The organism is Streptomyces sp. NBC_00328, assembly GCF_036139655.1.
Taxonomy (GTDB): Bacteria; Actinomycetota; Actinomycetes; order Streptomycetales; family Streptomycetaceae; genus Streptomyces.
Genome location: NZ_CP108013.1, coordinates 9,177,701 through 9,201,318 on the forward strand (window position 1 = coordinate 9,177,701; position 23,618 = coordinate 9,201,318).

Annotated in this window: 21 protein-coding genes and 3 pseudogenes; 9 read left to right on the forward strand and 15 right to left on the reverse strand. The window is 68.2% G+C overall.

Annotation, left to right across the window (positions count from 1 at the left end; genetic code table 11):
* Positions 1-51 precede the first annotated feature (51 nt).
* From OG485_RS40335 to OG485_RS40345, 3 genes are all read left to right on the forward strand, one after another.
* The gene (locus OG485_RS40335; RefSeq protein WP_328673753.1) at positions 52-1,005 is read left to right on the forward strand and encodes a phytoene/squalene synthase family protein; all 954 of its coding nucleotides are present in this window, start codon (positions 52-54) and stop codon (positions 1,003-1,005) included.
* A gap of 67 nt (positions 1,006-1,072) precedes the next feature.
* Positions 1,073-1,819, forward strand: a complete 747-nt coding sequence (locus tag OG485_RS40340; protein WP_328673754.1) for a phosphotransferase family protein — start codon at positions 1,073-1,075, stop codon at positions 1,817-1,819.
* A 970-nt stretch (positions 1,820-2,789) separates the two neighbouring features.
* Positions 2,790-4,025 carry a DUF2716 domain-containing protein gene (locus OG485_RS40345; protein WP_328673756.1) on the forward strand — a complete coding sequence of 412 codons (1,236 nt, stop codon included), beginning with the start codon at positions 2,790-2,792 and terminating at the stop codon, positions 4,023-4,025.
* A gap of 909 nt (positions 4,026-4,934) precedes the next feature.
* On the opposite strand, the gene OG485_RS40350 is transcribed toward OG485_RS40345, so the two are convergent.
* Positions 4,935-7,244, reverse strand: coding sequence for an FtsX-like permease family protein (locus OG485_RS40350; protein ID WP_328673757.1), 2,310 nt, complete (start codon positions 7,242-7,244; stop codon positions 4,935-4,937).
* Positions 7,241-7,951, reverse strand: a complete 711-nt coding sequence (locus OG485_RS40355) for an ABC transporter ATP-binding protein (protein ID WP_328673759.1) — start codon at positions 7,949-7,951, stop codon at positions 7,241-7,243. Before OG485_RS40355 ends, OG485_RS40350 begins: the two co-directional genes overlap by 4 nt.
* 156 nt (positions 7,952-8,107) lie before the next feature.
* Here OG485_RS40355 and OG485_RS40360 point away from each other — a divergent pair, with 156 nt between their 5' ends.
* Entirely contained in the window at positions 8,108-8,929 is an 822-nt protein-coding gene (locus OG485_RS40360) for a sensor histidine kinase (RefSeq protein WP_328673761.1), read from the forward strand.
* The gene (locus OG485_RS40365) at positions 8,926-9,645 is read left to right on the forward strand and encodes a response regulator transcription factor (protein WP_326783549.1); all 720 of its coding nucleotides are present in this window, start codon (positions 8,926-8,928) and stop codon (positions 9,643-9,645) included. Before OG485_RS40360 ends, OG485_RS40365 begins: the two co-directional genes overlap by 4 nt.
* A 78-nt stretch (positions 9,646-9,723) precedes the next feature.
* Here OG485_RS40365 and OG485_RS40370 read toward each other — a convergent pair whose 3' ends face one another.
* Positions 9,724-9,960, reverse strand: coding sequence for a recombinase (locus OG485_RS40370; RefSeq protein WP_328673763.1), 237 nt, complete (start codon positions 9,958-9,960; stop codon positions 9,724-9,726).
* A 101-nt stretch (positions 9,961-10,061) separates the two neighbouring features.
* Between OG485_RS40370 and OG485_RS40375 the strand changes: the two genes are divergently transcribed.
* On the forward strand, positions 10,062-10,688 hold the full coding sequence (locus OG485_RS40375; protein WP_024887607.1) for a DUF6000 family protein: 627 nt from the start codon (positions 10,062-10,064) through the stop codon (positions 10,686-10,688).
* 2 nt (positions 10,689-10,690) lie between these two features.
* On the forward strand, positions 10,691-11,092 hold the full coding sequence (locus OG485_RS40380) for a DUF5958 family protein (protein ID WP_328673766.1): 402 nt from the start codon (positions 10,691-10,693) through the stop codon (positions 11,090-11,092).
* Between the two features lie 69 nt (positions 11,093-11,161).
* On the opposite strand, the gene OG485_RS40385 is transcribed toward OG485_RS40380, so the two are convergent.
* The 11 genes and pseudogenes from OG485_RS40385 to OG485_RS40435 all read right to left on the reverse strand — a co-directional run bounded on the left by OG485_RS40385 (position 11,162) and on the right by OG485_RS40435 (position 21,411).
* Complete coding sequence (locus OG485_RS40385) at positions 11,162-11,623, reverse strand: hypothetical protein (RefSeq protein WP_328673767.1); 462 nt, start codon at positions 11,621-11,623, stop codon at positions 11,162-11,164.
* Positions 11,610-11,846 (reverse strand): hypothetical protein, encoded by a 237-nt coding sequence (locus OG485_RS40390; protein ID WP_064751485.1) that lies wholly within the window; start codon positions 11,844-11,846, stop codon positions 11,610-11,612. The genes OG485_RS40385 and OG485_RS40390 overlap by 14 nt, the downstream gene beginning before the upstream one ends.
* Before the next feature lie 52 nt (positions 11,847-11,898).
* The gene (locus OG485_RS40395; protein WP_328673773.1) at positions 11,899-12,324 is read right to left on the reverse strand and encodes a hypothetical protein; all 426 of its coding nucleotides are present in this window, start codon (positions 12,322-12,324) and stop codon (positions 11,899-11,901) included.
* A 19-nt stretch (positions 12,325-12,343) separates the two neighbouring features.
* Entirely contained in the window at positions 12,344-14,677 is a 2,334-nt protein-coding gene (locus OG485_RS40400; RefSeq protein WP_328673775.1) for a site-specific integrase, read from the reverse strand.
* Positions 14,678-14,865: 188 nt separating this feature from the next.
* Positions 14,866-16,047, reverse strand: coding sequence for a tyrosine-type recombinase/integrase (locus OG485_RS40405; protein WP_328673777.1), 1,182 nt, complete (start codon positions 16,045-16,047; stop codon positions 14,866-14,868).
* A 385-nt stretch (positions 16,048-16,432) separates the two neighbouring features.
* Positions 16,433-17,167, reverse strand: a pseudogene (locus tag OG485_RS40410) (tyrosine-type recombinase/integrase); the annotation flags it as partial.
* Between the two features lie 309 nt (positions 17,168-17,476).
* On the reverse strand, positions 17,477-18,037 hold the full coding sequence (locus tag OG485_RS40415; RefSeq protein ID WP_328673779.1) for a histidine phosphatase family protein: 561 nt from the start codon (positions 18,035-18,037) through the stop codon (positions 17,477-17,479).
* A gap of 22 nt (positions 18,038-18,059) precedes the next feature.
* Positions 18,060-19,181, reverse strand: a pseudogene (locus tag OG485_RS40420) (IS630 family transposase).
* A gap of 75 nt (positions 19,182-19,256) precedes the next feature.
* Positions 19,257-20,180 (reverse strand): hypothetical protein, encoded by a 924-nt coding sequence (locus OG485_RS40425; RefSeq protein ID WP_328673781.1) that lies wholly within the window; start codon positions 20,178-20,180, stop codon positions 19,257-19,259.
* Between the two features lie 13 nt (positions 20,181-20,193).
* Positions 20,194-20,649, reverse strand: a pseudogene (locus OG485_RS40430) (tyrosine-type recombinase/integrase); the annotation flags it as partial.
* Positions 20,650-20,664: 15 nt separating this feature from the next.
* Positions 20,665-21,411 (reverse strand): hypothetical protein, encoded by a 747-nt coding sequence (locus OG485_RS40435; RefSeq protein WP_328673783.1) that lies wholly within the window; start codon positions 21,409-21,411, stop codon positions 20,665-20,667.
* 52 nt (positions 21,412-21,463) lie between these two features.
* On the opposite strand from OG485_RS40435, the gene OG485_RS40440 reads away from it, so the two are divergent.
* Both OG485_RS40440 and OG485_RS40445 read left to right on the forward strand, forming a co-directional pair.
* The gene (locus OG485_RS40440) at positions 21,464-22,102 is read left to right on the forward strand and encodes a hypothetical protein (protein ID WP_328673785.1); all 639 of its coding nucleotides are present in this window, start codon (positions 21,464-21,466) and stop codon (positions 22,100-22,102) included.
* 50 nt (positions 22,103-22,152) lie between these two features.
* Positions 22,153-22,932, forward strand: a complete 780-nt coding sequence (locus tag OG485_RS40445) for a hypothetical protein (protein WP_328673787.1) — start codon at positions 22,153-22,155, stop codon at positions 22,930-22,932.
* 219 nt (positions 22,933-23,151) lie between these two features.
* Here the strand turns inward: OG485_RS40445 and OG485_RS40450 are convergent, their stop codons facing one another.
* Complete coding sequence (locus OG485_RS40450; protein WP_328673789.1) at positions 23,152-23,580, reverse strand: transposase family protein; 429 nt, start codon at positions 23,578-23,580, stop codon at positions 23,152-23,154.
* Positions 23,581-23,618 lie beyond the last annotated feature (38 nt).

A 23,618-nucleotide genomic window follows, 5' to 3' on the forward strand; every position in this document is an offset into this window, starting at 1 on the left:
TCACCAGGACACTTCCGACCCGGAAGTCAGAGACAGAGTAGGGAATGCGACATGCCCACGTGGGCCCGCACACTGCGCGAGACCGGCATCACCGAGCCGGACCTACGGATCGCGTACCGTCAACAGCGCACGTTCGTCAGGCGATTCAGAACCGCGGAGTACCTGACCGTCCGCCTCCTGCTTCCGATACGCCTGCACCCACCGGTCATCGCCGCGGTCGCCTTCATGCACGAGACGGACGAGCGCATCGATACGGGCACACGCGAAGCGCGCGGCACGGCGCTGGAGTCGTGGACGTCCGCCACACGTGCGGTACTCGACGGCGCGACCACCACCGATGCGACGCTCAGGGCACTCGGGGACGCGGCCACGCGACGCCCTGAGCTGCGGCAGTACGTCGAAGCCTTCCTGCGCGGGGCACGGCACGAGGTCGAGTACACGGGCTTCGACACCGAGGACGAACTGCAGTCCTACGTCGACGGGTACGCACTACCCGCCTTCATGCTCCTGGTCTGCCTCTTGGAGCGTGGGGACGCCACGGAGGACGAGGTGTTCGTGCGGCGCTGCCGTGACCTGATCGAGGCGATGCAGCGCATCGACTTCCTCGACGACCTCGCCGAGGACGCGGCACAGGGGCAGGTCGGCATCCCGGGCGAGGATCTGGAACGACACGGTCTGTCCGTCGCGGCTCTGCGGGGCCCCACGGACGCCGTCCGCGCGCGACTGGGCCAACTGGTCCAGGAACAGATCGAATTGGCTCGCCCACGTCTGTCGGCAAGCGGACAACTGGTGAGCTTGGTGCCACCGGGGACACGCCCCTTCGTCACCGCCCTGCTGCAGGTGCAGGAACTCCGGTTGGTCGCGCTCAGCCGGAAGGGCGGCGAACTCGCCGACGGCGGCGCGCGCCCTTCCGTACCGGCGCTGCTGGGCGTGCTGGCACGTCAGTACCGGGCCGTTCGGCGAACGCGCCAGACATCGCTCCGTCCCAGCCCTGCCCCCCAATGATCACGAGCGTCATCGCACGCGACAAACCCGGCGACGTCGGCGATCAGCCCCGGGATACTGGTCGCCCATGGATGAGGTCGAAGTCGTCGTCGCCCATTCCGAGCGCGCGACTCTGCGCGTCGGCGACGTGTTCCTGAAGGTGGACGCCGATCAGGCGCGCATCGACGTCGAGGTCGAGGCGATGGCCCTCGCGCCGGTCCCGACCCCAAAGGTCCTGTGGCGCAAGCCGCCCGTACTCGCGCTCGCCGCACTCCCGGGGGCGACGCTCGGGCGCCTCGGCGGGCCGTCGACCGGGTCGCCGAAGGCGTGGGCCGCGGCGGGTGCCGCCATCCGGAAGCTGCACGACGCGCCCCTGCCGCCCCTGCCGGGCCGGGCCGGCCGGAGCGTCGGCGCGCTGGCGGCGGAACTCGACGACGAGTGCGAGTCGCTCGTGACGAACGGCGTCCTGCCGGCCGGCCTGGTCACCCGCAACCGTCAGGTCGCCGAGGCCGCGCTGCGGCCGTGGACTCCGGCGTTCACGCACGGCGACCTGCAGATCGCGCACGTCTTCGTCGACGGCGACGAGGTCACCGGCATCATCGACTGGTCCGAGGCGGGCCAGGGTGACGCCCTGTACGACCTCGCCACCTTCACGCTCGGACACGAGGAGCACCTCGACGACGTCGTCGCCGGCTATGGCACCGACGTCGACCTCGACGTGATCCAGGCGTGGTGGTCGTTGCGCAGCCTGCTGGTGGTTCGCTGGCTGACCGAGCACGGCTTCGACCCGTTCGCGCCGGGCTGTGAGGTCGACGTGCTGAGATCCCGGATGTGAGGCTGCGCGCGCCCGACTGCTGTGAGCGCGGTCTGACGCATCGAGCGCCTCCCATACTCCCGACCGGTCGCACGGCTTCCGACGCCTGCGGATCCGGTGGGAACGGCGAGCCGGCAACCAGGAAGTCTTCCTGGGAGGGCTGACAGACGATCTTGTCGATGGACTATCGCTCCGGACCTGCTCGGGCCTCTCGACGGCTGCCCACGCCAGGCCGTCTGACGTGCAGCTTTCCGGCCAGGAGTGTCCACGCCGGCCTGCTAGGGCTGATCGGGCCTGGCCCAGGCGAGTCAGTTGGCCTGACTCCGACTCCGCAGCTTCGCTGGACGGATCGTCGGCGGCACCGTCCACCGGGCGACCGCGTCCTCCCATCAGCCCACCGTCGGCTGGGTCGTTACCGTCGATGGTGACCACGATGGAGTGGGTCCGGCCACTTCGTCACCCGCACCTTTTCCGACGAGACCGCCGCAAGCCGCGGCGACATGCTCGCCTCGGCGGCATGACTGACGAGAAAAGCACTGCCACGGCCTGGTCGATGCGCTGCTCACCGAAGTCGACCGCGCATCGCCGGTTCCTGATCTGGTCCCGGGCGGGAGTGTGCTGAACGAGGCCCAGGACTACCTCGGGAACCGGGCGGCGGGTGAGAAGATCGCCGCGGCCGCCATGGTTCTTGTCTGAACTACCCCCACAGGCGCGGGGACGACGCCCTTGTAGGCGCGGCGTGCCTCACGCCACAGCGTGACCGTTAATGAGTGGCCGGCGTTGACGACGGTCCAGATAATCGCCATGCCCGAGGACAGGTGTCCGCCAGGCCAGGGACTTGATGAATGGGGTGGGCTCGCTGCTGGCAGCGTATGACGAGCAGGTGCGAGGGCATGTCCCGGAGCGGGCTCCGATAGGAGCCGTGGTCGAGCGGGACGGACCGGTGATTCGGACTCACTACGGCACGCACGGCACCATTCGACACCCTCCCTTGACCGCCGGGACCGACCCGGCTGAAGTCACCGGGCTGATCCGTCGGCAGCAAGAGGCTTTCGCCGCCCGGTGCGAGCCCGCCGAGTGGCGGACATACAACCACGACCCGATCCAGGTGGACGGACCGCTGCGCACCGCCGGTTTCACGGCCGTCGGACCGACGCGCACGCTACTCATGGCCGAGCTCGACGATCTGGCGGGTGAGGTGGCACCGGCGAAGGGCATGCGTGTGCGCAGGCTCGACTACGGCTACCGCCGACTTCGGGAGCTGGACCATCTGGTCGAGGCCTGCGGTCCGTACACGCGCGGCCTGGCGGACATCCGCGAGGACCACGGGAACTTGCTGAACTGGGGCCTGAACGTCCAGCTCCTGGAGGCAGAGACCAGGATCGTCGGCGCAGGCTGGGCAGAGGCCGTCGGGGCGACAGAGTTCGCGGCCGTTCGCGGTTTGACCGGCCCCCACGCGGAGTTCGTACACCACTGGGTCCGCTGGGCCCGCAACAGCCGCAGCCTCCACCTCGGCCCCGGTCCGGCACCGGACCGCCGCTATCTCACGGCCGAGGCACCGACAGGGCCGGTCTTGGACGCCCTTCTCGCGGCCGGCTTCCGAGCAGTCTCGACGGTACGCGTCTACGTATGGTCGCCGAACGGCACGCCACCCGCTGACTCCCGCCCGGTATCCATGCTGTTCGACGATCGGGATCACGATGCGCTGTGCGACGAATTCAAGGCCCGCTTCGCTTTCAAGCCCAGTCACACCTACTACCCGGCCATTGAGGAGCCGCCCGACTCCGTCACCTGGCATGTCGGGGACGTCACCGACACTCGTCACACCTACCGCCTGAGGCGAGACCTCCCGGACGACCATCGGGTGGCACGCCTCCAGGACATCGTCGAGCGGGGCCTGCGCGTCCACGTCCGCCCCGGCGAGCAGCTCTACTCGGTCGACTGGTGGCATAAGGGATACCGTTTCGACCCCGCACGCGTCGGCGCGCCGGGGCAGCCGACCTGGCCGGGCACCGCGTGCTGGGAAGGCGACTACTACATGCTCCTCACCCGCGACCTGCGCATGGGTACTTTCTGGCACCCATGGGAGGAGTCCCTGTGCGTCTTCGGCACAGAGCTCCTTGCCGAGGTCGAGGACGATCTCACAGCCGTCCTCGGCACCGTAATGCGCCGGGGCGGACGCAACGTAGGCAACGTCTGGACTTACGAATCAAAAGGCAGCCCGTAGAAAAAAGCCGCGGACAGCCTCACAGCCGGTCTGCCAAACCAAGTGACGGTGCGCGGCCATCTCCAGCCGAGGCTCCCACTCAGTATTCCCGACAGCCCCCAGTTGCGAGACACCCTCACCCACCGAAGCGCAGGGCAGACAGATCAACCAAGCTGCTCCCCGCGCACGTAGGTGTCGGCGACGCTTGAAATGTGAGCCGATTCCGCCGTCCCCGCGTTCGCAGGGGTAGCTCCGAGGACTACCCGCTCCGTGCGCTCGCGGTCGTGTCGTCCCCGCGCCCGCGGGGGTAGCTCGCAGCAGGCTGCTGCCAAGGCCCGCGCTGAAGCCGCCGCCGCGCAGCCGGCCGCCGACGTCCCGACCTCGCTGATGGCCCCGGTCGTGCTGCCCGCCCCGCGTGCGGTGCCCGCTGCACCCACGCCGGAGCCGGAGGGTGAGGACGTTCGCCAGGAGCTGGTCCTCGAGGACCTGACCCCCGAGCAGGTCCTGGACTGGTGCACCCGCGCCGTCCGTGACTACCAGGTCGTGTTCGCCCACATCGACCGAGACAGCGAGACGTCGGCACAGCGGCTGTTCACCAGGGCCTTCGTCGCGGACGTGCAGCGCCTGTCCCGCCTGGGGCACCTGAACCTCGGCACACACCTGGGAGCGGTCGTGAGCGGTGTCGAGGTGTCGGGCGTCGACTTGGCTCGGGTGGCGCTGCGGGCCGCGCTGGAGGCGGCATGCAGAAACGGCGGCAGCACCCGTACGTCAAAGCCGAAGCTGCGGACGATGTCGGTGGTCCGGCGTGACGGGCTCGAGCCTATGGGGCTGGGTGCGGCGATCGGCGCGCTGGTGACTGAGCGGGCCTGGGACGTTCCGGCCGCCGGCGGAACCGTGTTGGACCTTCTCTGCACCATGCCGACAGGTGATCTACTCGGTGTGCAGCACCGAGGCGATGGTCATCCGGGCCGCAGACCGGGCCGGGACCAGGGCGCCGAGGACTGCGATCGCCACACCCGCCAGGAGCATCGCAGTCAGCTGCGGCGCGTGCCACACGTCCTTCATGTACGCGGGGAAGTCGACCACCCCGACATGGTCCACGACGAGGCGGTGCGCCACGATCCCGAGCGGGATGCCGAGCAGCCCGCCGACCGCGCCCAGCCCGGCGACCGAGGTCACCGTCATCACCACCACCTGCCGGGGGGTCATCCCGATCGACTTGAGCATGCCCAGATCCCGGCGCCGCTCACGGGTGTTCAGGAGAACGGTGTTGAAGACACCGAGCGACGCGACGAGCGTCAGCAGCACCGTGAATACCGTCGCGAAGGTGATGACGGTGGCGGTGCCGGCGTTGCCGGAGCCCATCACCGACGCGTGCAGGCCTGGGTCGAGCGCCGCGACCGCCTCGGCGTAGGCGCGCGCGTCGGCGCCGGGGGCGAGCCGCACCGTGTACTCGGTGGCGTGGGCGTCCGGTGTGAGTTGGGCGAAACTATCCCAAGCAGCCTCCAGGGCCCGGGCGTTGCCCTCCATGAGCTGACCCACGACGGTCGCGGTGATCTTCCTGCCGTTCAGCTCCAGCGTGACCCGGTCACCGAGCTTCAGCCCGCGCTGGGTCAGGAACGCCGGCCCGGCCACGATCTCGCCCGCCGCAGCCGGCGCGCGGCCCTTGACGATGGTGTGCTCGTACAAGGAATCGTCGCCGCGGTAGAAGTCGGCGAAGACGGGCTGGGTCTGCCCGGTCATGTTCACCTGGAACAGCGCGCGGGCCCGTACCCCCTCCGCACCCGGCAGGGACCGCAGACGTTTCTCGATCTGCGGGTCACTGAGCCGGTGCGGGGTCCGGTCGTTACCCGACCCCCCGGTCGTCACGTGGATCCTGGCGCCTCCGTCCTCCCGCCCGACATTGCCGTACGCCACCATGGTGCTGGTCAGTCCGGTCGACAGGGTCACCGTGGTGACCCCGAGGACGATGGCCGCCATGGTCAGCAGGGTGCGGCCGGGGCGGGCGAACGGCTGGCCGAGGCCCAGACTGACCGGGCGCGGCAGCCGGGTGGCGCCGAGCATCCGCTGGACGCGCAGCCCGCGCCCGGTCCGCGGCGCGCCGCCCGCGCTGATCGCCTCCGCGGCGGGCAGCCGGTGGGCTCGCAGGGCGGGAACCAGCGCGGCCAGCAGGACGAGGGCGGGCATGCCCACGAGGCAGGCCACGGACAACCACGGGCTGATGCCGCCGACCGAGGCCCGTCCCACGTCGATGCCGGTGAACGCGACCTTCAGGATCGGCCCGGCCAGCGCGTTGCCGGCCAGAGTGCCCAGCACGCAGCCCACAACCGCCGGTACAAAGAGCATCGTCAGGTAGACGGCGACGACCTGGTTGGGGGTGAAGCCCAGGGCCTTGAGCACCCCGATGTGCCGGTACCCGGAGACGACTGCCCCGCTGACCACGTTGCCGACGATCAGGGTGGAGACGAGCAGGCCGAGGATGCCGAAGAGTGTGATGAACGGGAGGTAGGAGTCGGCCAGCGCGGAGAAGGCCTGCTTGAGGGTGAGGTAGGTCTGTGCGCCGGTCAGCGATTCCTTGGGCAGTCCCGTGGTGGCCCGTGCCAGCGAGGCGCTCAGCCGGTCCTCCGTCGAGGAGTCCGTGAAGCGGTAGAGCATCTGGGCGGAGGTCGGGTGCAGTGCGGCCATCTGCTCGGGCGAGACCCAGGCGCTCCCCGACTTGCTCATGCTGGCGGCGAATCCAACGACGGTCAGCGTCGCTCCGCCGGGGGTCTCCAGCTTGGTGCCGAGCAGCTCGGGGCCGGGGGAGCCCTGGACGGACCAGTTGACGACGATCTCGCCGGGTGCGGTGGCCCAGTGGCCCTCAAGGAGTTCGATCCGGTCCACGGGGCCCGCCGGATCGGCCCGGCCCACCACCGTGAGGGTGCCGCCCGCCATCCAGAGCCAGTCCTTGGGGATGTCGACGACGGCCTGCCCGAACGGCCCGGCCGCGGCCTCCACCCCGGGCTGCCGGGCGGTCCGCGCCAACTGCTCCTGCGAGACCTTCGTGGTGTCGAAGGCCGCCACCGTATGAGCACCGCGCTGTGCGGCGTAGGCCTTGTCGAACGGGCCCGAGGCGGCGCTCAGCAGCGCCAGCGCGAGCAGGACGGTCGTGGTGGAGCAGAGCACGACGAGCCCGATGACGAAGGTCTGGAGTCGGCGGCGCTTCACGGCCGCGCGCGAGGCTCTCCATACGGCGCTCACGCGGTCGCCTCCAGCGTGCTCTCGCGGGCGACCCGGCCGTCGGCGACTTCGATCAGCCGGCTGGCGCAGAGGGTGGCCAGTTGCGGGTCGTGGGTGACGATCAACAGGGTCTGGCCGATCTGGTTGAGGTCGATCAGCAGATCCATCACCTGCTCGCCGGACCGGCTGTCGAGGGCGCCGGTCGGCTCGTCGGCAAGCAGCAGGGCCGGGCGGTTCATCAACGCCCGTGCGACGGCGACGCGTTGGCGCTCGCCTCCGCTGAGCGTCGCCGGATAGTTGTTCCGGCGTTCGGCGACACCGAGTTCGTCCAGGAGCTCCAGGGCACGGCGGCGCGCCTGTCGGGCCGGGGTGCCGGTCAGCTGCGCGGCCAGCGCCACATTGTCCAGGGCGGGCAGATCGTCGATGAGGTTGAAGAACTGGAAGATCATGCCGACGTTCCGCCGCCGGAACAGCGCCAAGCCGGTCTCGTTCAGTTTCCCGAGGTCGTGACCCTGCACCTCGACTGTGCCCGAGGTCGGTCGGTCCAGGCCGGCCACCATGTTGAGCAAGGTGGACTTGCCGCAGCCGGAGGGGCCCATGACGGCGACCGCGTCGCCCGCCCTGATCTCCAGCGACAGGCCGTCTAGGGCCTTCGCATCGCCGTACTCCTTGTGCACGCCGTCCAGCCGCACCACCATTTGCCGGGCACTGCCGTGATCAGTTGTCATGGCTCGAACTTAAGACGGAGTCTGCGGAGGGGGCGTCACTCCCCGGATGTATCCGTCCGGGCAGGTCATCCCGGGGATGTACGGAGCTGCATCCGGGGGCTGATGCGGGGCGTGTCGTGCAGCTGCGAAGATGGTCCGGTGTGGGGATCCGGGACGATGTGGCTGGTCATCGCCCTGGCGGCGGCAGTTGGCGCCGCTGGGTGTCTGTGCGTGGCGGTGGTCCGGGCGCGGCGGCTGTACCAGGCGGCCATCGAGGAGCGTGGCTGGCTGCTGGAGCGGGAGCGCGAGAGCGCGGCGCGGACCGCGGTTGACGCCGAGCGGGCCAGGATCGCCGCCGAGCTCCACGACATCGTCAGTCACAACGTGAGCCTCATGGTGGTCCAGGCCGGGGCCGCCCGCGAGGTGCTGGCCACGATGCCGGACGAGGCTGCGGCGGCGATGAGCGCCGTCGAGAGCGCCGGGCGGAACACGATGACCGAGCTGCGGCACCTGCTCGGCCTGCTCGCACCCGCGCAGAATGGCGACAACGAGCCCTACGGTGTGGACCTGTCACCGCAGCCGAGCTTGAGCCGGCTCAGCCCGCTGATCGACCGGATTGCCTTTGCCGGCCTGCCCGTGGAGATGCGCATCTCGGGTGAGCCGCGCCCGCTGCCGACCGGGATCGATGTCACCGCCTACCGGATCATCCAGGAGGCCCTGACCAATGCCCTCAAACACGGGGACGGAGCGAAAGCCGAGGTGACGGTGCGATACGCGGACCACTACCTGCGAGTCGAGGTGCTGAACAGCGGACCGAGCATCCTGTCGGGCAGCCGGCCCGCGCGAAGAGAGCCGGTCCCGGGCCAGGCGGACGGAACGGGACGCGGGCTGCTCGGCCTGCGGGAGCGGGTCGCCCTCTACGGCGGCGACCTGGACGCCCGCCGCCGCCTCGGCGGCGGCTACCGCGTCCGTGCCCGGATCCCGCTGGACCGGCCATGACGACGCACACCGAATCCGCCCCTCGCGTCGTGATCGCCGACGACCAGGAGCTGGTCCGCACCGGCTTCCGCCTGATCCTGACCGCCCGCGGCATCGACGTGGTGGGCGAAGCTGGCGACGGAGCCGAAGCCGTGGCCGCCGTACGGAGGCTGCGGCCCGACGTCGTACTGATGGACATCCGGATGCCCGCCATGGACGGCCTGGAAGCCGCCCGCCGGATACTCGCACAGGCCCCGGACTGCCGGGTGATCATGCTGACCACCTTCGACCTCGACCACTACGTCTACGCCGCCCTCGCCGCCGGAGCCAGCGGATTCCTGCTCAAGGACGTCACCCCCGCGCATCTGGCCGCCGCCGTACGCCTGGTCGACACCGGTGACGCCCTGCTCGCACCCTCGATCACCCGCCGCCTGGTGGAGCGCTTCGCCCCCAGCGCCCCCAGAACCGGTTCAGGTCTCGCAACCCCGGCCGTCCACCGAGACCTGGCCGCGCTGACGCCGCGCGAGCGCGAGGTGCTGACGCTCATGGGCCGGGGTCTTTCCAATTCCGAACTGGCGCGGGAACTGACGCTCAGCGAGGCGACCGTGAAGACCCACGTGGCCCGGATCTTCGCCAAGCTGACCCTGCGCGACCGGGCCCAGGCCGTCGTCCTCGCCTACGAGACAGGACTCGTCTCACCGGGCGAGTCCGCTGACACCGCCAACCCCTGCCGATAGCCGGCAATTTTGGAGCCAGTCATGCTCGATGCCGGCCCTCCTGTACCAGACGTGAAAACCAGTTCAGCTTGGCGCTGATCACCCTGGTGCGACCTGAGGCTTCTGGTGAGGAACTACGGGAAGGCCGAGGGAGACCGGGCCGCTTCGCGCGATACGGCGGGCCTGCTCGCGCTTGCCCCGTAGAAAAGCGAGCGTGAGGTCGAGCCCTTCGATCTCGCCTCGCCAGTCCTCCTGGACAGCCCGTTGGCGGCGTGCAATCAGGTCTTCCTCCAGTTCGTCGAGGCGGGGGACCATTTTCGGGTTGATGCTCAACATGGGGCAGCGGATGCAGGCTTCTCTGAACCAGTAACTACGGTCCGTTGAGGCAGTCGGCAAACCTGTGGCACATGAGTACCGTCCCGGGCCAGGATGCGGCTATGCGTGATGTCCAGAGCGATCCCGAGTTGCAGGATCTGGTTCGGCGGTTCGTCACGCCTGATCGGCGATACCTTCGGTTGGGCGGGAGCGTTTTCCGGTTGAGCCCGGTTGAGCGCTCCGCGTTTGTGCGGGATCTGGCTCAGGCTGCGTACGAAATCACTCCGGCGGAGCTCGGCGTCCTCTTCGAGGGTGGATGGCGCGAGCGCAAGACTGCCGCCTGGCTGGTTGCTGTGGCCCACAGGTCCGAGTTCCGCGAGCTCATAGGTCGGCTCCTGCTGGCCAGCGAGGGGCCGTATGCGGGCGCGGCATACTGCGTCGCCCTTGCGAAGTTCGGTACTGCAGCGGATGCCGAACTGCTCAGCGCATACCTTGATCACTACTTGTCGCGTCCCGATCTCGACTACGACCAGGCAGCCGTCCTTGGGACGCTTCTGTACCTCGATGAGATTCTCGGCTCCGAGTACACGACACGGTTCCTTGCCCCGGCCGGTCCCTGGGACCGATGGCTCGAAGTCCGGGCCGTGGCGGCTCTCGACCCGCATGACTGTCGGCAGGCCGTGCAGCAACTGTGCGCTTTCGTCGACGAGACCGCTGAGGTCTTCGCCTCGTTGGCCTGCGGGAGCTGATCATGACCGAGCGGGACATCATCCTCAACGAACTCGCCCAAGGACTGCGCCCGATGTCACAGGGCATCGAGTGGTTCGACACCCACAGCCCGGAGGAGCAGGCCGAGATACTCCTGTTCCTGCGCCACCACTGCGTGCAGGCGCGCGCCGTCACCGAAGACGGACCGGAGAGCATCCGACGTGCCGGGCTGCGCCCGACGCACACCCCGGCGGTCTTGATCACCTGCGGCCCGATCGACCAGCAACTGGGGAAGATCGCCAGCCTCACCCCTGTCGACGAACGACGCAAGGCGTTCCGGCTACTGGTCGAGGTCCTCGCGGTCGCAGACGAACGGCGCCGCGAACGCTTCTGCTCCGGCGGATGCGGTCACTGGTGGCACAACCTGCCCGTCGCCGACGGGTGAGGACGAGTCCCCCGCCGCTGGCCTCCGCCCCTGGACTCCATGTGCGGCAAGACGGACTGACGGCAGTGTTCATGCGCTCGTGTCGTCGGCGGCGGAGTCGATCACCGCGCTCAGGGCCTGCAAGGCGCCATCGTATTGGTGGCGGTCGAACTGGAACGGACCGAATGCCACGTAGTCGCGGGTCTTGCGGTGGGGTTGCTCGAAGGCGTCCCAGGTTACGAGATCCGCTGTCGCGGTGATGCGGGCCATGAGCGGCCAGCACCCCCACTCACCGCATTCACAACCGAGGACGGGGGTCTTCGGCCCCATCGCGCTAGTGGACAGTCCGAGGAAGTGGTCCTGCATCGGGCCGAACCGGAAGGACTCCGGAATCAGACCACCGTAGGCATCACCTGCAGGCTGCATCCCGGCCGCGATCTCGTATTCATCGATCAGCTCGGTGAGTGGTGCTCCGTCGATGTGAGGGACGACCACGAGCAGACCCCTGTCGTCCCGGTGCTGGCAATCGAACCGGATCTCATTGCTGATCATCCCGCGATTGTCTCAGCGACGCTGCTCCCTCCTTCTGGGCGGGGTGAGCCGGGGCCTTGCGCGACATGCCGAGGTTGATTGCCACGCTGCCGGGCGCGGAGTCGATCTGGTCGATTCTGGATTCGGCGCTGGCGAGGCTGACGCGCAGGCCCTCGATTTTGCCGAGCCAGCCCTCTTTCTCGGCTTCGGCGATCCGGTCGAGGAGGTTGTCGCGGATCTCCACCAGGCGGCCGCGCTGGGCGGGGTCGGGGCGCAGGAGGGAGCAGCGGACAGAGTCAGGAGCGCCCGTGCTCGCGGTTGAGCTCGTGGTAGCCGCGGAAGTCGAAGAACCGCAGGCCGTCGATCACCGCTCCAGACAGGATTTCCGGCAGGGTCCAAGGGTGGGGGGTGTAGTCGTCCGTTGCCACGCCTCCATGCTCAAGCAGCAGCGCGATCATTCGGTGAACCTCTGCGGTGCCGTCGATCCGCCCGGAGATGTCGATCTGCACCGCCCAAGTGGGGTGATGTCCGACGGCCGCTTCGAGGATCGCCACATCCTCAGGATCCCAATCGGAGAAGAGGTAGCCGATCTGCTCATCGTCGATGTCGATGTAGAGGTTGCCGTCCAGAGTCCACGGATCGCGCTGCCCGGGCAGATGCCGATCGAGCAAGGCGACGGTCGCAGCTCGCTCACCTGCGGGAAACACGAAAACAGTTCGCATGGGTTGGAGCGTAGGCAGTTCAGCTTCGTGGCGACCATGGATTCCAGGGACGGTGCTGGTCCGTCGACGTAGTGGTGGTGCGGATGGCGACGTCGGCGAAGGTCGGCATGCCGAGATCGACTGTGGAGGGTCGGCGGGCTGCTTCGGCATCGAGCTGGTCCAGCTTGCCTTGCGCGCCGGTGAGGCTGACCTGGAGGCCCTCGACTTCGCCCAGCCATCCTTCCCGCTCTGCCTCAGCGATCCGGGCGATCAGGTTGTCACGGATGTCAGTCAGCCGTGACCGTTGGGCTGGATCAGGCCGGAGGAGCGAGCATCTGACACAAGCGTGCTCATGGATGCAAGGGGATCCGAAGGCGCGTGCGCATGTACCGATGGACACCTTCCGCTTCTCGAAGTGGGAGAGGAAGGCGTCCCACTCCTCCTCTGTCGGGATGCGGTACTCCTCCCCGGGGCGGGAGGCTCGTCGGCGGGCGATGAAGGCTCGGTGGGCCTCGATCGTCTCGGCAGGGTAGACCGCCTTGTATCCGATTGTGGTGTCGATGTTCTTGTGACCGCAGATGACCTGGGCAATGTGCGGGGGCAGTCCGTTCATGATGGCGTCAGTGACGAAGATCCTCCGGAAGTCGTGGGGAGAGAAGAACAGTGCCTCACCGTCGGCGTTGGTCAGCCCGGTCGCGGCCAGCGCATTGATCAGCAGTTTGCGGATCGCGGTCGGTGTGAAAGCGCGATGCTCGGAGCCGACGCCACGCTGGAACAGCAGTGGCATCGGCGGGTTCCAAACTTTCTCACGGACGTCGTAGGCGGCCACCAGCGGAACCATCCCGCTAGGGCCCCGCAGCCGACTGATGATGGCGCTGAGAACGTCGGCGAGTTCCGGGCTGACCAGCAGAAGTCGCTCGGTGTCGGTCTTGGACGGAGCGATCTGCAGCAGCGGGACGACCTCGCCGGTGGACGGGAGCCGGTACTGGGTGACGCTGTGGTGAGTGAGTTCCAGAAGCTCCTCGTTGCGAACACCGGTCAGACGCAGGACTTCGATCACGGCGAACGCCCAGAACGCCTCCTCTTCCTCGTACGAAAGATTCCGCCGACGCCCACTGGAGCTCTCCTCGGCCCAGGTGAGGTGGCCCGCAGCCTTCGGGGCAATGGTTCTGCGCAGGGCGCCGTCCGTGCCTGGGATCAGCTCCCCGGGCTCGGTGTCTCGCGCAGCCTGGAGCAGGCTGGCGGCTTCGCGGCGCCGCCGGTCGGTGGCGCTGACCAAGATGGGGAGGACGGGAAGCCGCTCGCGGGTGCGCTGGTCCATCCGGGCTTTGCGCCGCTTGCGTTCCTTTGCCTTGTGGATCTCGTCGTCGCTGATCGGGCAGGGCACGGCCCATGGCCCCCAGCGGGCCGGTTCCTCGGCCGCCCATTGCGCGATGTCGAGGTAGAACGCTCGGACGCGCATGAGTTCGTCTTTGGCGTTGAGCCGTGGGCTGGTGACTTCAATGCTCTTGCCGTCGGGGCCGACGACGTTGCGCCTTTTGACCTTCAGGTCGTCTTTCCAGGCGCGAGCCACCGCCGGGGGTAGCCGCAGAGAGTCGATTCCTGGTGCCAGATCTTCGATGCGGGCCCAGAACAGGCCCGCGAGCGTACGGGAGATCGCGTCCAGGCTGGTGGAGTCCAGCGACGGCTGGCGTTCGCGCAGATAGTCCACGATCACGTCGCGTACCGGTTGGCAGCGGACCTGGTAGCGGTCCACCAGCTCTTCGATGCTCGACTGGCCCAGGGCGAGCCCGAAGGCGCGGATCGTGGCCGGGGCGTCCTCGGGGAAGATGCCCATAGCCCGCAGCCGCAGGTAGAAGTCGACCTTCTTCTGTCCGCCGCGGGCGTGCACCCGGCGCTGGGTATCGATGAGCTCCACGCAGTCGCCGACAGTGATGTCGTCGATCCGCCCGCCCTTGCAGGCCAGCAGGATGGCGATCCGCGTCGCGGCGGTCTGCGCATCCTGGCGCGCGCTCGCCGGCCCGGCGGCGGCCAGCTGGCGCAGGCGCGCGAATCCATCCGGGTCCCGGGTCTCGGCCATCACAGAAGCGAGATATCGGTGCGAGCGGGTGAGCATCCACGGCAGAGCCGGACGAATGACGTCTCCGCAGATCAGCATGAGCAGCCCAGAGGCCAGGTCCTCCCGGTCATGCGACGGTGAGGGCCCGTGCTCGCTCAGCCACCGCTTGGGGATCTCCACCCAGGAGGCTCCGGACAACTCCTCGGCTCCCGTGGCCATCCAGCGCTGCTGCCAGGTATCCCCGGGCCGGCTCGACAGCCAGCGCAGCAACTTGATCACCCCGCGGCGGCGTCCCGCTCGGGTGCCGTTCGCCACCGGAAGGAACGGCGCCATCGTCAGGTGTCGCAATGTCTCCTCAGACGACTGCGCGGTCTGGGGCCACCACCGTTCCGCGGTCCGGGCCGGGAACTGCTCCCGCAGTCGGCTGTTGCGCGCCTGGGCCTGCTCCGCGCTCGGGTTCGTGATCTCCAACGGCTTGCGCGTCGTGTGCTTGGCGACGGCCGTCATGACGAGCGCCCGAACAAGACCTCCAGCGACGCCGGATCGTAGCCTGGTGCTGGCGGCGGTGGCACCGGCTGGATGCTCGTGCGGGCCTGGCGTGCGTGATGCGCCAGCACGCCGGCCACGACCTCGTCCTTGTGCGGCGTCAGATAAACCTCCGTGGCGGACAGGTGAGCGTGTCCGAGCACCCACTGCACGTCGGACAGCGTCAGCTTCGGGTCGCGCACCATCCGGGCGGCCGCGCTGTGCCGCAGGTCATGAAGGGTCCAGTCGGCGCCGAGCGAGGCGTTGACACGCTCGAACATCCGGTGGGCGCCGTGGTAGGTCAGGGGTCGGATCGGATCTCGGCGTGTCCACCACACCGGCTGGGTGCGTCCTCGCACAACCTGGCCTTGTACCTCCTGCTGGTAGAGGCGCAGCCATACGAAAGCGTCCGCAGATGCCGGCACCTGCTGGACCGCCCGCGAGCCCTTGCGCACCACGCTGATCAACTGCTGGCCAGGGTCGACATCGCGCTGACGCATGCCGATCAGTTCCGAAGCCCGCACCCCGGTGGAGATCCAGAAGGCGACCAAGGCCCGGTCGCGGTTGGAGGGCAGCGCCGCGAACAGTTTGTTGAACCATGCTTCCGGAATCGAACGCGGGATTCGCCGCGGCAGGCTCGGCCGGTACCGGCCCACGCGCTCAAGCTTCCAGCCAGCCATCGGATTGTGGTGCGCGTGAGCCCGTCCAGAGCGGCGGGCAAGATCCAGCGGGAACGGGTTGAGCAGCGGGCCGCTCCCCGCATCGCGGTGCACGTCGTAGAACCGGCGCAGGACCGTCTCGCTGTGCATGACGGTGGCCGGAGCGTACCCGGATCCGGTCGACGGCTTCCCGGTCACCGGGTTCGCGGCACCGGCTTCCCCTACCGCCCGCGGCCCCTGGGCCTTGACCTTCCTGGGTTTGACGGTCTGCTGGATCCAGCAGCTGAAATCCCGGGCTTCCCGGCGGGTTGCCCGATCCCAGGGAACATCCACGGCCTGCAGGAACCGCCACCACCGCAACAGATCCATCCCGTAGGAGCGAACCGTTGACGGCGCTTTCCCGGCCGCCAGCAACTCCTGGAAGTAGACGGCGACCGGCTCGACGGCCGCTCCGTCGGGATCGATCAACCGGTACGGCTCGTACCGGTTGCCGGTCTCCATCAGCCGACCCCACTGGGGAACCGCCAGGGCTGCCAAATCTCGTCGGGGAGCATCCTTCATCACGACCGGTGAACGTAGTGCCCAATGACTCCATCCGCCCACTGAACTGGGCAATCTCCAGGCTTCGTTCAGTCAACGGGGCGTGCTCATGAGCGCACGGAGTGCCGTAAGGACGGCCGCAGGAACCCAGTTCGACCCGGCGCTTGTCGAAGTGGTCCTGGAACTCATTCCACTCACGGGTGATGGGTTCGCGATATTCCCCTGCGGGGCGTTCGGCTCTGCGGCGGGCGAGGAACTGCTGGTACTGGGTGATGACGTCTTCCGCGAAGACGGCGACATAACCGCGGGTGGTCTGGACGTTCAAGTGCCCGAGCAGGGCCGCGCCGATGTGGATGGGCAGTCCGTTATTCATCAGCTCGGTGGCGAAGAGCCTTCGGAAGTCCTGCGGCGAGAACCTGATGTGAGCGAACTCCGGGTGCTGCGGGACGAGCTCGTTGGCTGCCTGGCGGACCAGTTTGGCAAGCGTCGTGGAAGACATAGCCCGCTGCGTACCACCTTGGACGGTCTGAAACAGGTAGGGCAGGTCCTCACTCCAGATCCGCTCGTGGCGGTCGTATCGCTGGCAGACCGGGACAGTGCCGTGTGCGGCGCGGTGCCGACGGATGATCTGCGCGATGACATGGAACAGCTCCGCCGACATAGGGATGACACGTTCCCGGTCGCTCTTGGACGGGCTGATGACCAGCAGCGCGACTACCTCCCCGCTGGTCCGCTGGTACTGCCGGATACTCAGGTGAGTCAGCTCTGCCAGTTCCTCGGCACGCAGGCCAGCCAGCCGCAGGGTCTCCACGGCGGCCCACTGCCAAAAAGCCCGGTTCTCCAGTACAGACACCCGCACGAGTTCACCCGTTGCGCGGTTCACCGCGCGGATCAGGCGTCCTCGGTTTTTCTCCCTGGCAGAGGAAACGCGCAGCCATGCGGTTCCCTCGAAGGTGAAGTCCCCGCCCGGAGCGGCCGCCGCAGCGGTGTCCAGCAAGGCACTGTGCCGCTGCCACTGTTCGTTGACATGCCGGGAGAGGATCGGCAGCAGCGGCTGGCGGTCCCGGGTGCGGCCGGCCATCCGCTCGTGGATCTTCCTGCGGCGCTGGTTGAACCAGCGCACATCCTCATCCCGGATGGGATTGGGAGCGGCCCGGATGCCCCAGCGTTCTGGTTCGGCGACCGCCCAGGTGTGCAGGTCAAGATAGAGAGCCCGGACCGAGAGAAGCGTGGCTTCGACATCGATGCGGGGTTCCCCGCTGGGAAGAACCTTCAGCCGTTCCTTCCACTGCCGGACGGTCTCCTCGGCCAACCGCAGGTCTGCCTGCTCCGGGTTGATCTCCTCGATCGTCTTCCAGAACAGCTTCACTAGTGCCGTGACTCAGAAGGTTCACCGGGTTGGGGCAGGCCAGTCGGCGGGAAGCGTATAGCGCCAGCCCGGGCGCCACGCAGGTGGGGCTTCGAGCAGGTCATCCAGCGATGCTCCGGTGAGCAGACAGTCCAGAGCCCATCGGTTGGCCGAGTGGGCGATCAGCAGGATCCGGCAGCCGTCCCAGTCAGTGGCCAGGTCATGGAGGAATGCGTCGGTGGCCGCCAGGACCTGGCGGTAGCTCTGTCCGCCTGGGAAGGGCTCGTCGATCCAGCGGGCCCGTTGGGCGGCGATGAGGATGGCGGATGTTCCGTTGAGGTCGCCGTAGTTGCACTCGCGTAGTCGGATGTCCTGATGGATCGCGGGCTTGCCGCAGGGGAACGCGATCCGGGCGGTTTCCACGGCGCGGTGAAGGTCGGAGGTGAACACGGCCGCGAGCGCGTCGCCGCGTCGGCGCTCGCCCAGTTCCCCGGCCTGGCGACGGCCCAATTCCGAGAGCCGGCCCGGGAGCCAGCCGGTAGCGATGCCCGCCTGGTTGTCGGTGGTGGTGGCGTGAGTCTCGTAGATGATCTCTACTGCCATCGGAGGCTCTCTTCTCGGTGGGTCAGGCCGCTTCGGCGAGTGGGCGGCCTCCCCAGCGGATGCCCTTCTCGCTTCGGATACGGGCCCGCTCGCGGCGCTGGGCTGCCAGCACGTCGGGGTGACGGGCATTCATATTGCGCTAGCGCAGATAGGACTGCAGGGCCCGGGTCTGCACGGTGTGGTTGCGGTGGTCGGAGTTCGCGATGGTGAACTGCCGCAGCGGCCCGAAGTGCGCCTCGATCGGGTTAGCCCAGGACGCGTAGGTCGGCGTGAAGCACAGCTCGACGCGGTTCTTCTTCGCCCAGCGGCGGATCGTCTCACCCTTGTGGGCAGACAGGTTGTCCAGGATGACGTAGATGGGGGCGCCGTCCGGGCGGGCGGCTCGGATCGACCTGAGCGCGGCCAGCGTGTTCGCGGCACCCTTCTTCCGGCGGTTGATGCCCCAGAGCGTGTCGTCGCCGATCGAGTAGCACCCGTGGAAGTACCTGATGCCGTGGGTGCGATGGTAGGTCGCCGGGTGCCGCTCGGGGTGACTGGCGGGGGCCCAGCCCGCACCGCCGGTGGGGCGGATGCCGAGCGGGCCGAACTCGTCGAACGCGAAGACCCGGTCCGGGAAGCGCTCCAGAACATGCTCGATGCGGTCCAGCTTCGCCTCACGGGCGGGGTCCGGGGACTCCTTCCACGTCTTGGTGCGCTGGAAGGTGATGCCGCGGCGGGCCAGCAGGCGGCGTAAGGCCTCGCGGCCGATGCGGATGACCCTGCCATGGAATTTCCGCAGGTAGGCGGCGAGTTTGCGGATGGACCAGCGGGTGAAGGGCTGGCCAAGCTTGGTCGGGCGGGTGGTGGCCGTCTGGACGACGAAGTCCTCGTCGTTAGTACTGAGAAGGCGGGGACGGCCTCCCGCCCATCGAGGGTCCAGGCAGGCCAGGCCGATCTCATTGAACCGGTGGATCACATCCCGGACGGTGTCCTCGTCGGCCTGCACCAGTTGGGCGATTACCGGGACCCGGTTCCCGCCGGCAGACGCCAGCAGCATCATCGCGCGTCGGAAGCGCACCGAACTGGTGCTGCCCCGGCGCACGATCTGCTGCAGCTTCTGCCCCTCCTGGTCAGTCAACCTGCGCACGCGGACAGGCTCAGCCACCGCACCCCCAGCACTCCGATCGGACGTCACCGCACATCCAACCGCCCCGACCACCAACCCGGCGAACCAATGTGGTCAGAGCACTAGCTGGTGGATCAGGTTGCCGCGCGTCGAGTAGTCCAACACCACGGCACGCTGCCTGATGTACGCAACCAGCAGATCACGCACAGCCTGGTTGTCCAGGTGATAGCGATCGACGGCCTCCTCGACCGACATCTGGCCCCGGGTGACCGCGCCTCGCAAGGTGCGCGGCACGACGTCGGTAAAGCGGCCCATGTCATGCAGAACGGTCCAGGCCAGGGTTCCCGCGAACGTCCGTGACTGAATGTCCTCGAAGGACAGGCCATGGTCGCGGCATTCGACGGCGTAGTAGAGCAGCGCCTCAGGAGTGAGGTCTGCCAGGTCGATGCCGAAGACCGTCAGAGCGGCGAACAACTGCGAGCGTGCCTTGGCCTGACGGTCTTCGCCGACGGGCAGCCGTTCGCTCCGTGCGCAGAACTCTTCCAGGAGCGGATCGTTCGCGACGCTGCGGAACCAGGCGCTGAAGCGCACGAACTTGTAGGACCGGAAAGCGAACAGACTCGGGCGGATCAACCGCATGGCGAAGGCGAGTGAGGCGGCGCTCGTCAATTGCTTACGCAGCCTCATGTCCTCACCGGCTGCATCGCCGACCAGCCTGCCGCGCTCGTTGAGCCCAGCCGCCTCCCAGCGCTCCTGCCATGTCTGACCGCCAGCCTGCTCCAAGTCCTCGAGGAGGGCACCTATCGCGCCGCGCAGGAAGGCACGCTGCTTCTTGCCGACCGAGCAGCCGAAGTGCTTGCCGACAGCGTCCACGATGTCCGTGGCTGGAGCTCGCGAGAAGTCGCCCAAGGAGCGCGGCGGCCGCGACGGGACCGGCGGCGCAGGAAGGAGCGCAGTCGGCTCCAGGACGAGGCGAACTTCGGCCGGTTCAATCTCGTGGCGCTGGACCCGGTTGGTCGTGGGGCCCTTCATCCGCATGCTGTCGCCGACCCTATTGCCCGGCACCGAACACCGCCTCTCCATCGTCTGCTGTGTAACTCTCTGCCCACGTCGCTCGCTCAGGTGGCCGGCTGTAGTGCGCGGCGAGTTTGTCGACCAGATCGTCCAGACCCACAGCGGTGTACAGAGTGGTGGTGCTGATATGCACATGCCGCAGAATCGACTGCACCTCCACCAGGGTGAGATTCGGGTCGCGGGCCATCCTGGTGGCTGCGGTGTGCCTCGCATCATGGAGAGTCCAGTTCATGCCCAGATGTTCGGTTGCCCGCTGGAGAATACGGCGGGCCGCCCAGTAGGTCAGCGGACGTACCTGACCACGGCGCGTGCGCCAGACCGGCTCGCCGTCACCGGGTAGCCCGGCCTCGTCAAGATAGGCAGCCAGATACGCCAGTGCCTCCGGCGACAGCGGGACGGGTTCGCGCGCTCGGGTGCCCTTGGAAATCACCCAAAGCTGTCCTTTTTGTCACTCGATGTCGCCGAGCTGTACACCCAGCAGTTCCGATGCACGGCAGGCGGAGGAGATGTAGCACGCCAGCAGGGCCCGGTCACGGGTACAGCGCATCTGCTGGAACAGTGCGTTCCACTGATCGTCGGGAATCGCTCGCGGCTGACGAGCTGGGATCTTCGGCCGCATCCGACCGCGCCGATACCGGACTCGTTCCTCGACCGGCGACCGGTGCGCGAGCGCGGCACGGCGGGCAGGATTCGCAGGGACCGGATTGACTACCGGACCCCGGCCATAGTGCAGGTGAAACGCGTAGAAGCCGTGCAGCACCGACAGATTGTGCGCGATGCTGGCAGGCGCGTACCCAGATCGCAGCGCCGGCTTTCCTGTGATCGCATTCACCGTACCGGGCCGGTAAGCACCGCGTTTACGCTCCCGCTGCGGGTTCCGGGCCGATCGCAGCCAGCCCACCAGGGCAGCCGTCTCCGACTCGGTAGCCCGCTCCCACCCCACATCCACAGCCCACAGCACCCGGTACCAGCGCAACAGGTCATACGCATAGCTCCGGCAGGTCAGCGGGCTCACATCACCGAGCATCCGGTCCAACAAGTAGCCGCTGACCGGCACGATCTCCTGACGCGCACCATCCACCACAACCCACGGAAGCGACGGGTTGTCACCAGCAAGCACCGCCCCGATCTGCGGCAGCCGAACCCGCCCATCCATCACGTCCCGGTGCACCCGGGATGCTTCGTTTACAAACATGCAGCGATCTTCGACGGGGAATCACCGCCGAGTCGATTCACACCCTTCGATAGTGCAGTCAACAGACCGGTGGCCCGGCATCGCGGTTGGCCTCTCGCCGAAGCTGCTCGACCACGTCCAGGCCGTAACCTTCCATCCTGCGACCGGGCAACTGGATCTGCGCCCCGACTCGCCTGTGTACGCCACCCAGTTGAGGCTGATCACCCCACGCATCGTCGCCGCAGCGAACGAGTCGGCCGGCACCGACGTCATGCGCACAGTGCGGGTCCTGCCCGTCGGCACCTCGCCCGCACCCCGCGTCATGGAGCCAGCCCCCGCGGCCATCCCCGAAGCACCGGTGAAGACCCGCGAGTCGGCGTCCGAGGGCTACCGCCAGGCGCTCGCTGCTCACCAGTCCGCCGCGTACCCGAGCCGCGTCAACCCGTCGATCAGGGCGGCGGTGGAGCGGCAGACGAAGGCGATGCGCGAGCTCAGCGCCCGTGCGTTCCCGAGCCGGAGTCAGCGCCGGACGGTGAGCCAGCCTCGATCACCGCAGCCCGTGTTCAGCATCGCCGCGAATCCGAGGCCACCCGTGCCCTGGCGCTGCACCGTGCCCGGGCGGAATGCGCCACCAGGCAGGCTGGTACGCCAGCCGCTGCTGCCGATCCTGCCCCGCTGCGTACGACGGCGTGAGCACGGTCATGATCTGTGAGGTCAACAGTCTGGGTGGCACGATGAGTTGGGACGAAAGGCGGGGGTTTCGTGCGTGGTGACAAGCGGCAGATCCAGACGGCGGTCCTGGGCGGCGCGGACTCGGAGGAGCCGCTGATACTGCCGCTGGAGGCGATCGAGCTGGACGCCTTCCGTCGCCAGCACGAGCACGACACGTTCTGGTGCTGGCTGCTGCTCGGCGGCTGCGGCCTTCAGCTGACCACCAAGCTGTACACCGACCGAGTCTGCCACTTCGCCCACCACCCGGGCCCCGACGGGCACCCGCACCTGTGCAGCCGACGTGCCCGCGGAGTCAACAGCGCCGACCACCTTTATGTGAAGTCGGCGGCCGCCGCCTGGCTCCGTGACCGGGACGTGAAGGCTGACTTCGAGTTCGTCCAGTCGGACGGGGCGCCGATCGGCTCGGTGGTGGACATCCAGTTCCCCCGCGGCGGGCTGCGCGTGCACTTGGACCAGGCGGTGGAGCCGTCGTGGGACCACCGGGGCTGTGAGCTGGTGCTCGAGGTGTCGGTACCGGTGGACCGGGACACACTGATCAACCGCTGGTACGTCCACCGCATCCGGCTGGACAGCGACGGCACCGCCCGCAAGGTCAGTATCGGCACCGAAGTGTTCGCCCGGGAAACCGAGTGGTTCGCGCTGGACGACTGCGAGATGACGGAGCGAGGTCTGTCGACGCCGGCAGTGGAGCAGATCGTGCGGTCCCGCACACACGTCCCGTCACCCGATGGGGCGTGGCCAAGGCCAGGAAGGTCCCGGACCCCCGCGCGCGAGCACAGGTGCTGCTGCGCAAGTTGGCCGACGCCATGAGGGTGGAATCCGTCTTCGTGGTCACCCAGGTGCGCCGCGACATCGCCCGTCTGACCGGCGTGGAGGGGGAGCTCCAGAACCAGCTGGCGGCCGCCGTCGCAGATGCGGAACGCTGGCTGGAGAACCAGACCCAGGTGCAGCGAGAGCTCTTTTCCCGCTTACGACGTGGTGCGCGATTGAGGGTGGGGCGTGCTGGCCTGGCGGTTCGGCTTGGGGTGGTCACCTCTCGGCGCTGCGGTCGGAGACCAGGCCGGCGATGGCGAGGCGGGTCTGGTCGTAGTACTCGCGGCGGCCGAGGTAGCGCTGGAGGGGGCGCCACTGCTTGTGCTCGGCGTTCGCGTGCTCCACGCAGATACGCTCGGAGGACTGCCGGTGGCGTTCCTTCTCGTACGCTGCCCACTCCTGGGCCGGGGCGTTCTTCTTCGGCTTCAGCGGCGGGGCGCTGACCTGGTCGGGGAACTGCTTGGCCAGGCCTCGGTAGCCGGAGTCGACCTTGGCCTTGACGTCGGGGAACTGTTCGAACAGGTCGGCGATCCCTTCCGTTCTTACGGCACTCTGGTCGTGCATCCGGCCGGGACACGGGTCGGGCTCGGAGAGGTGACCGGCCGGGTGATGCCGGACACGCAAGTTGTACCAACCGTTTGACACAAACCCCCACTGGGCCGCATCTTGTACTCACCGCTTGA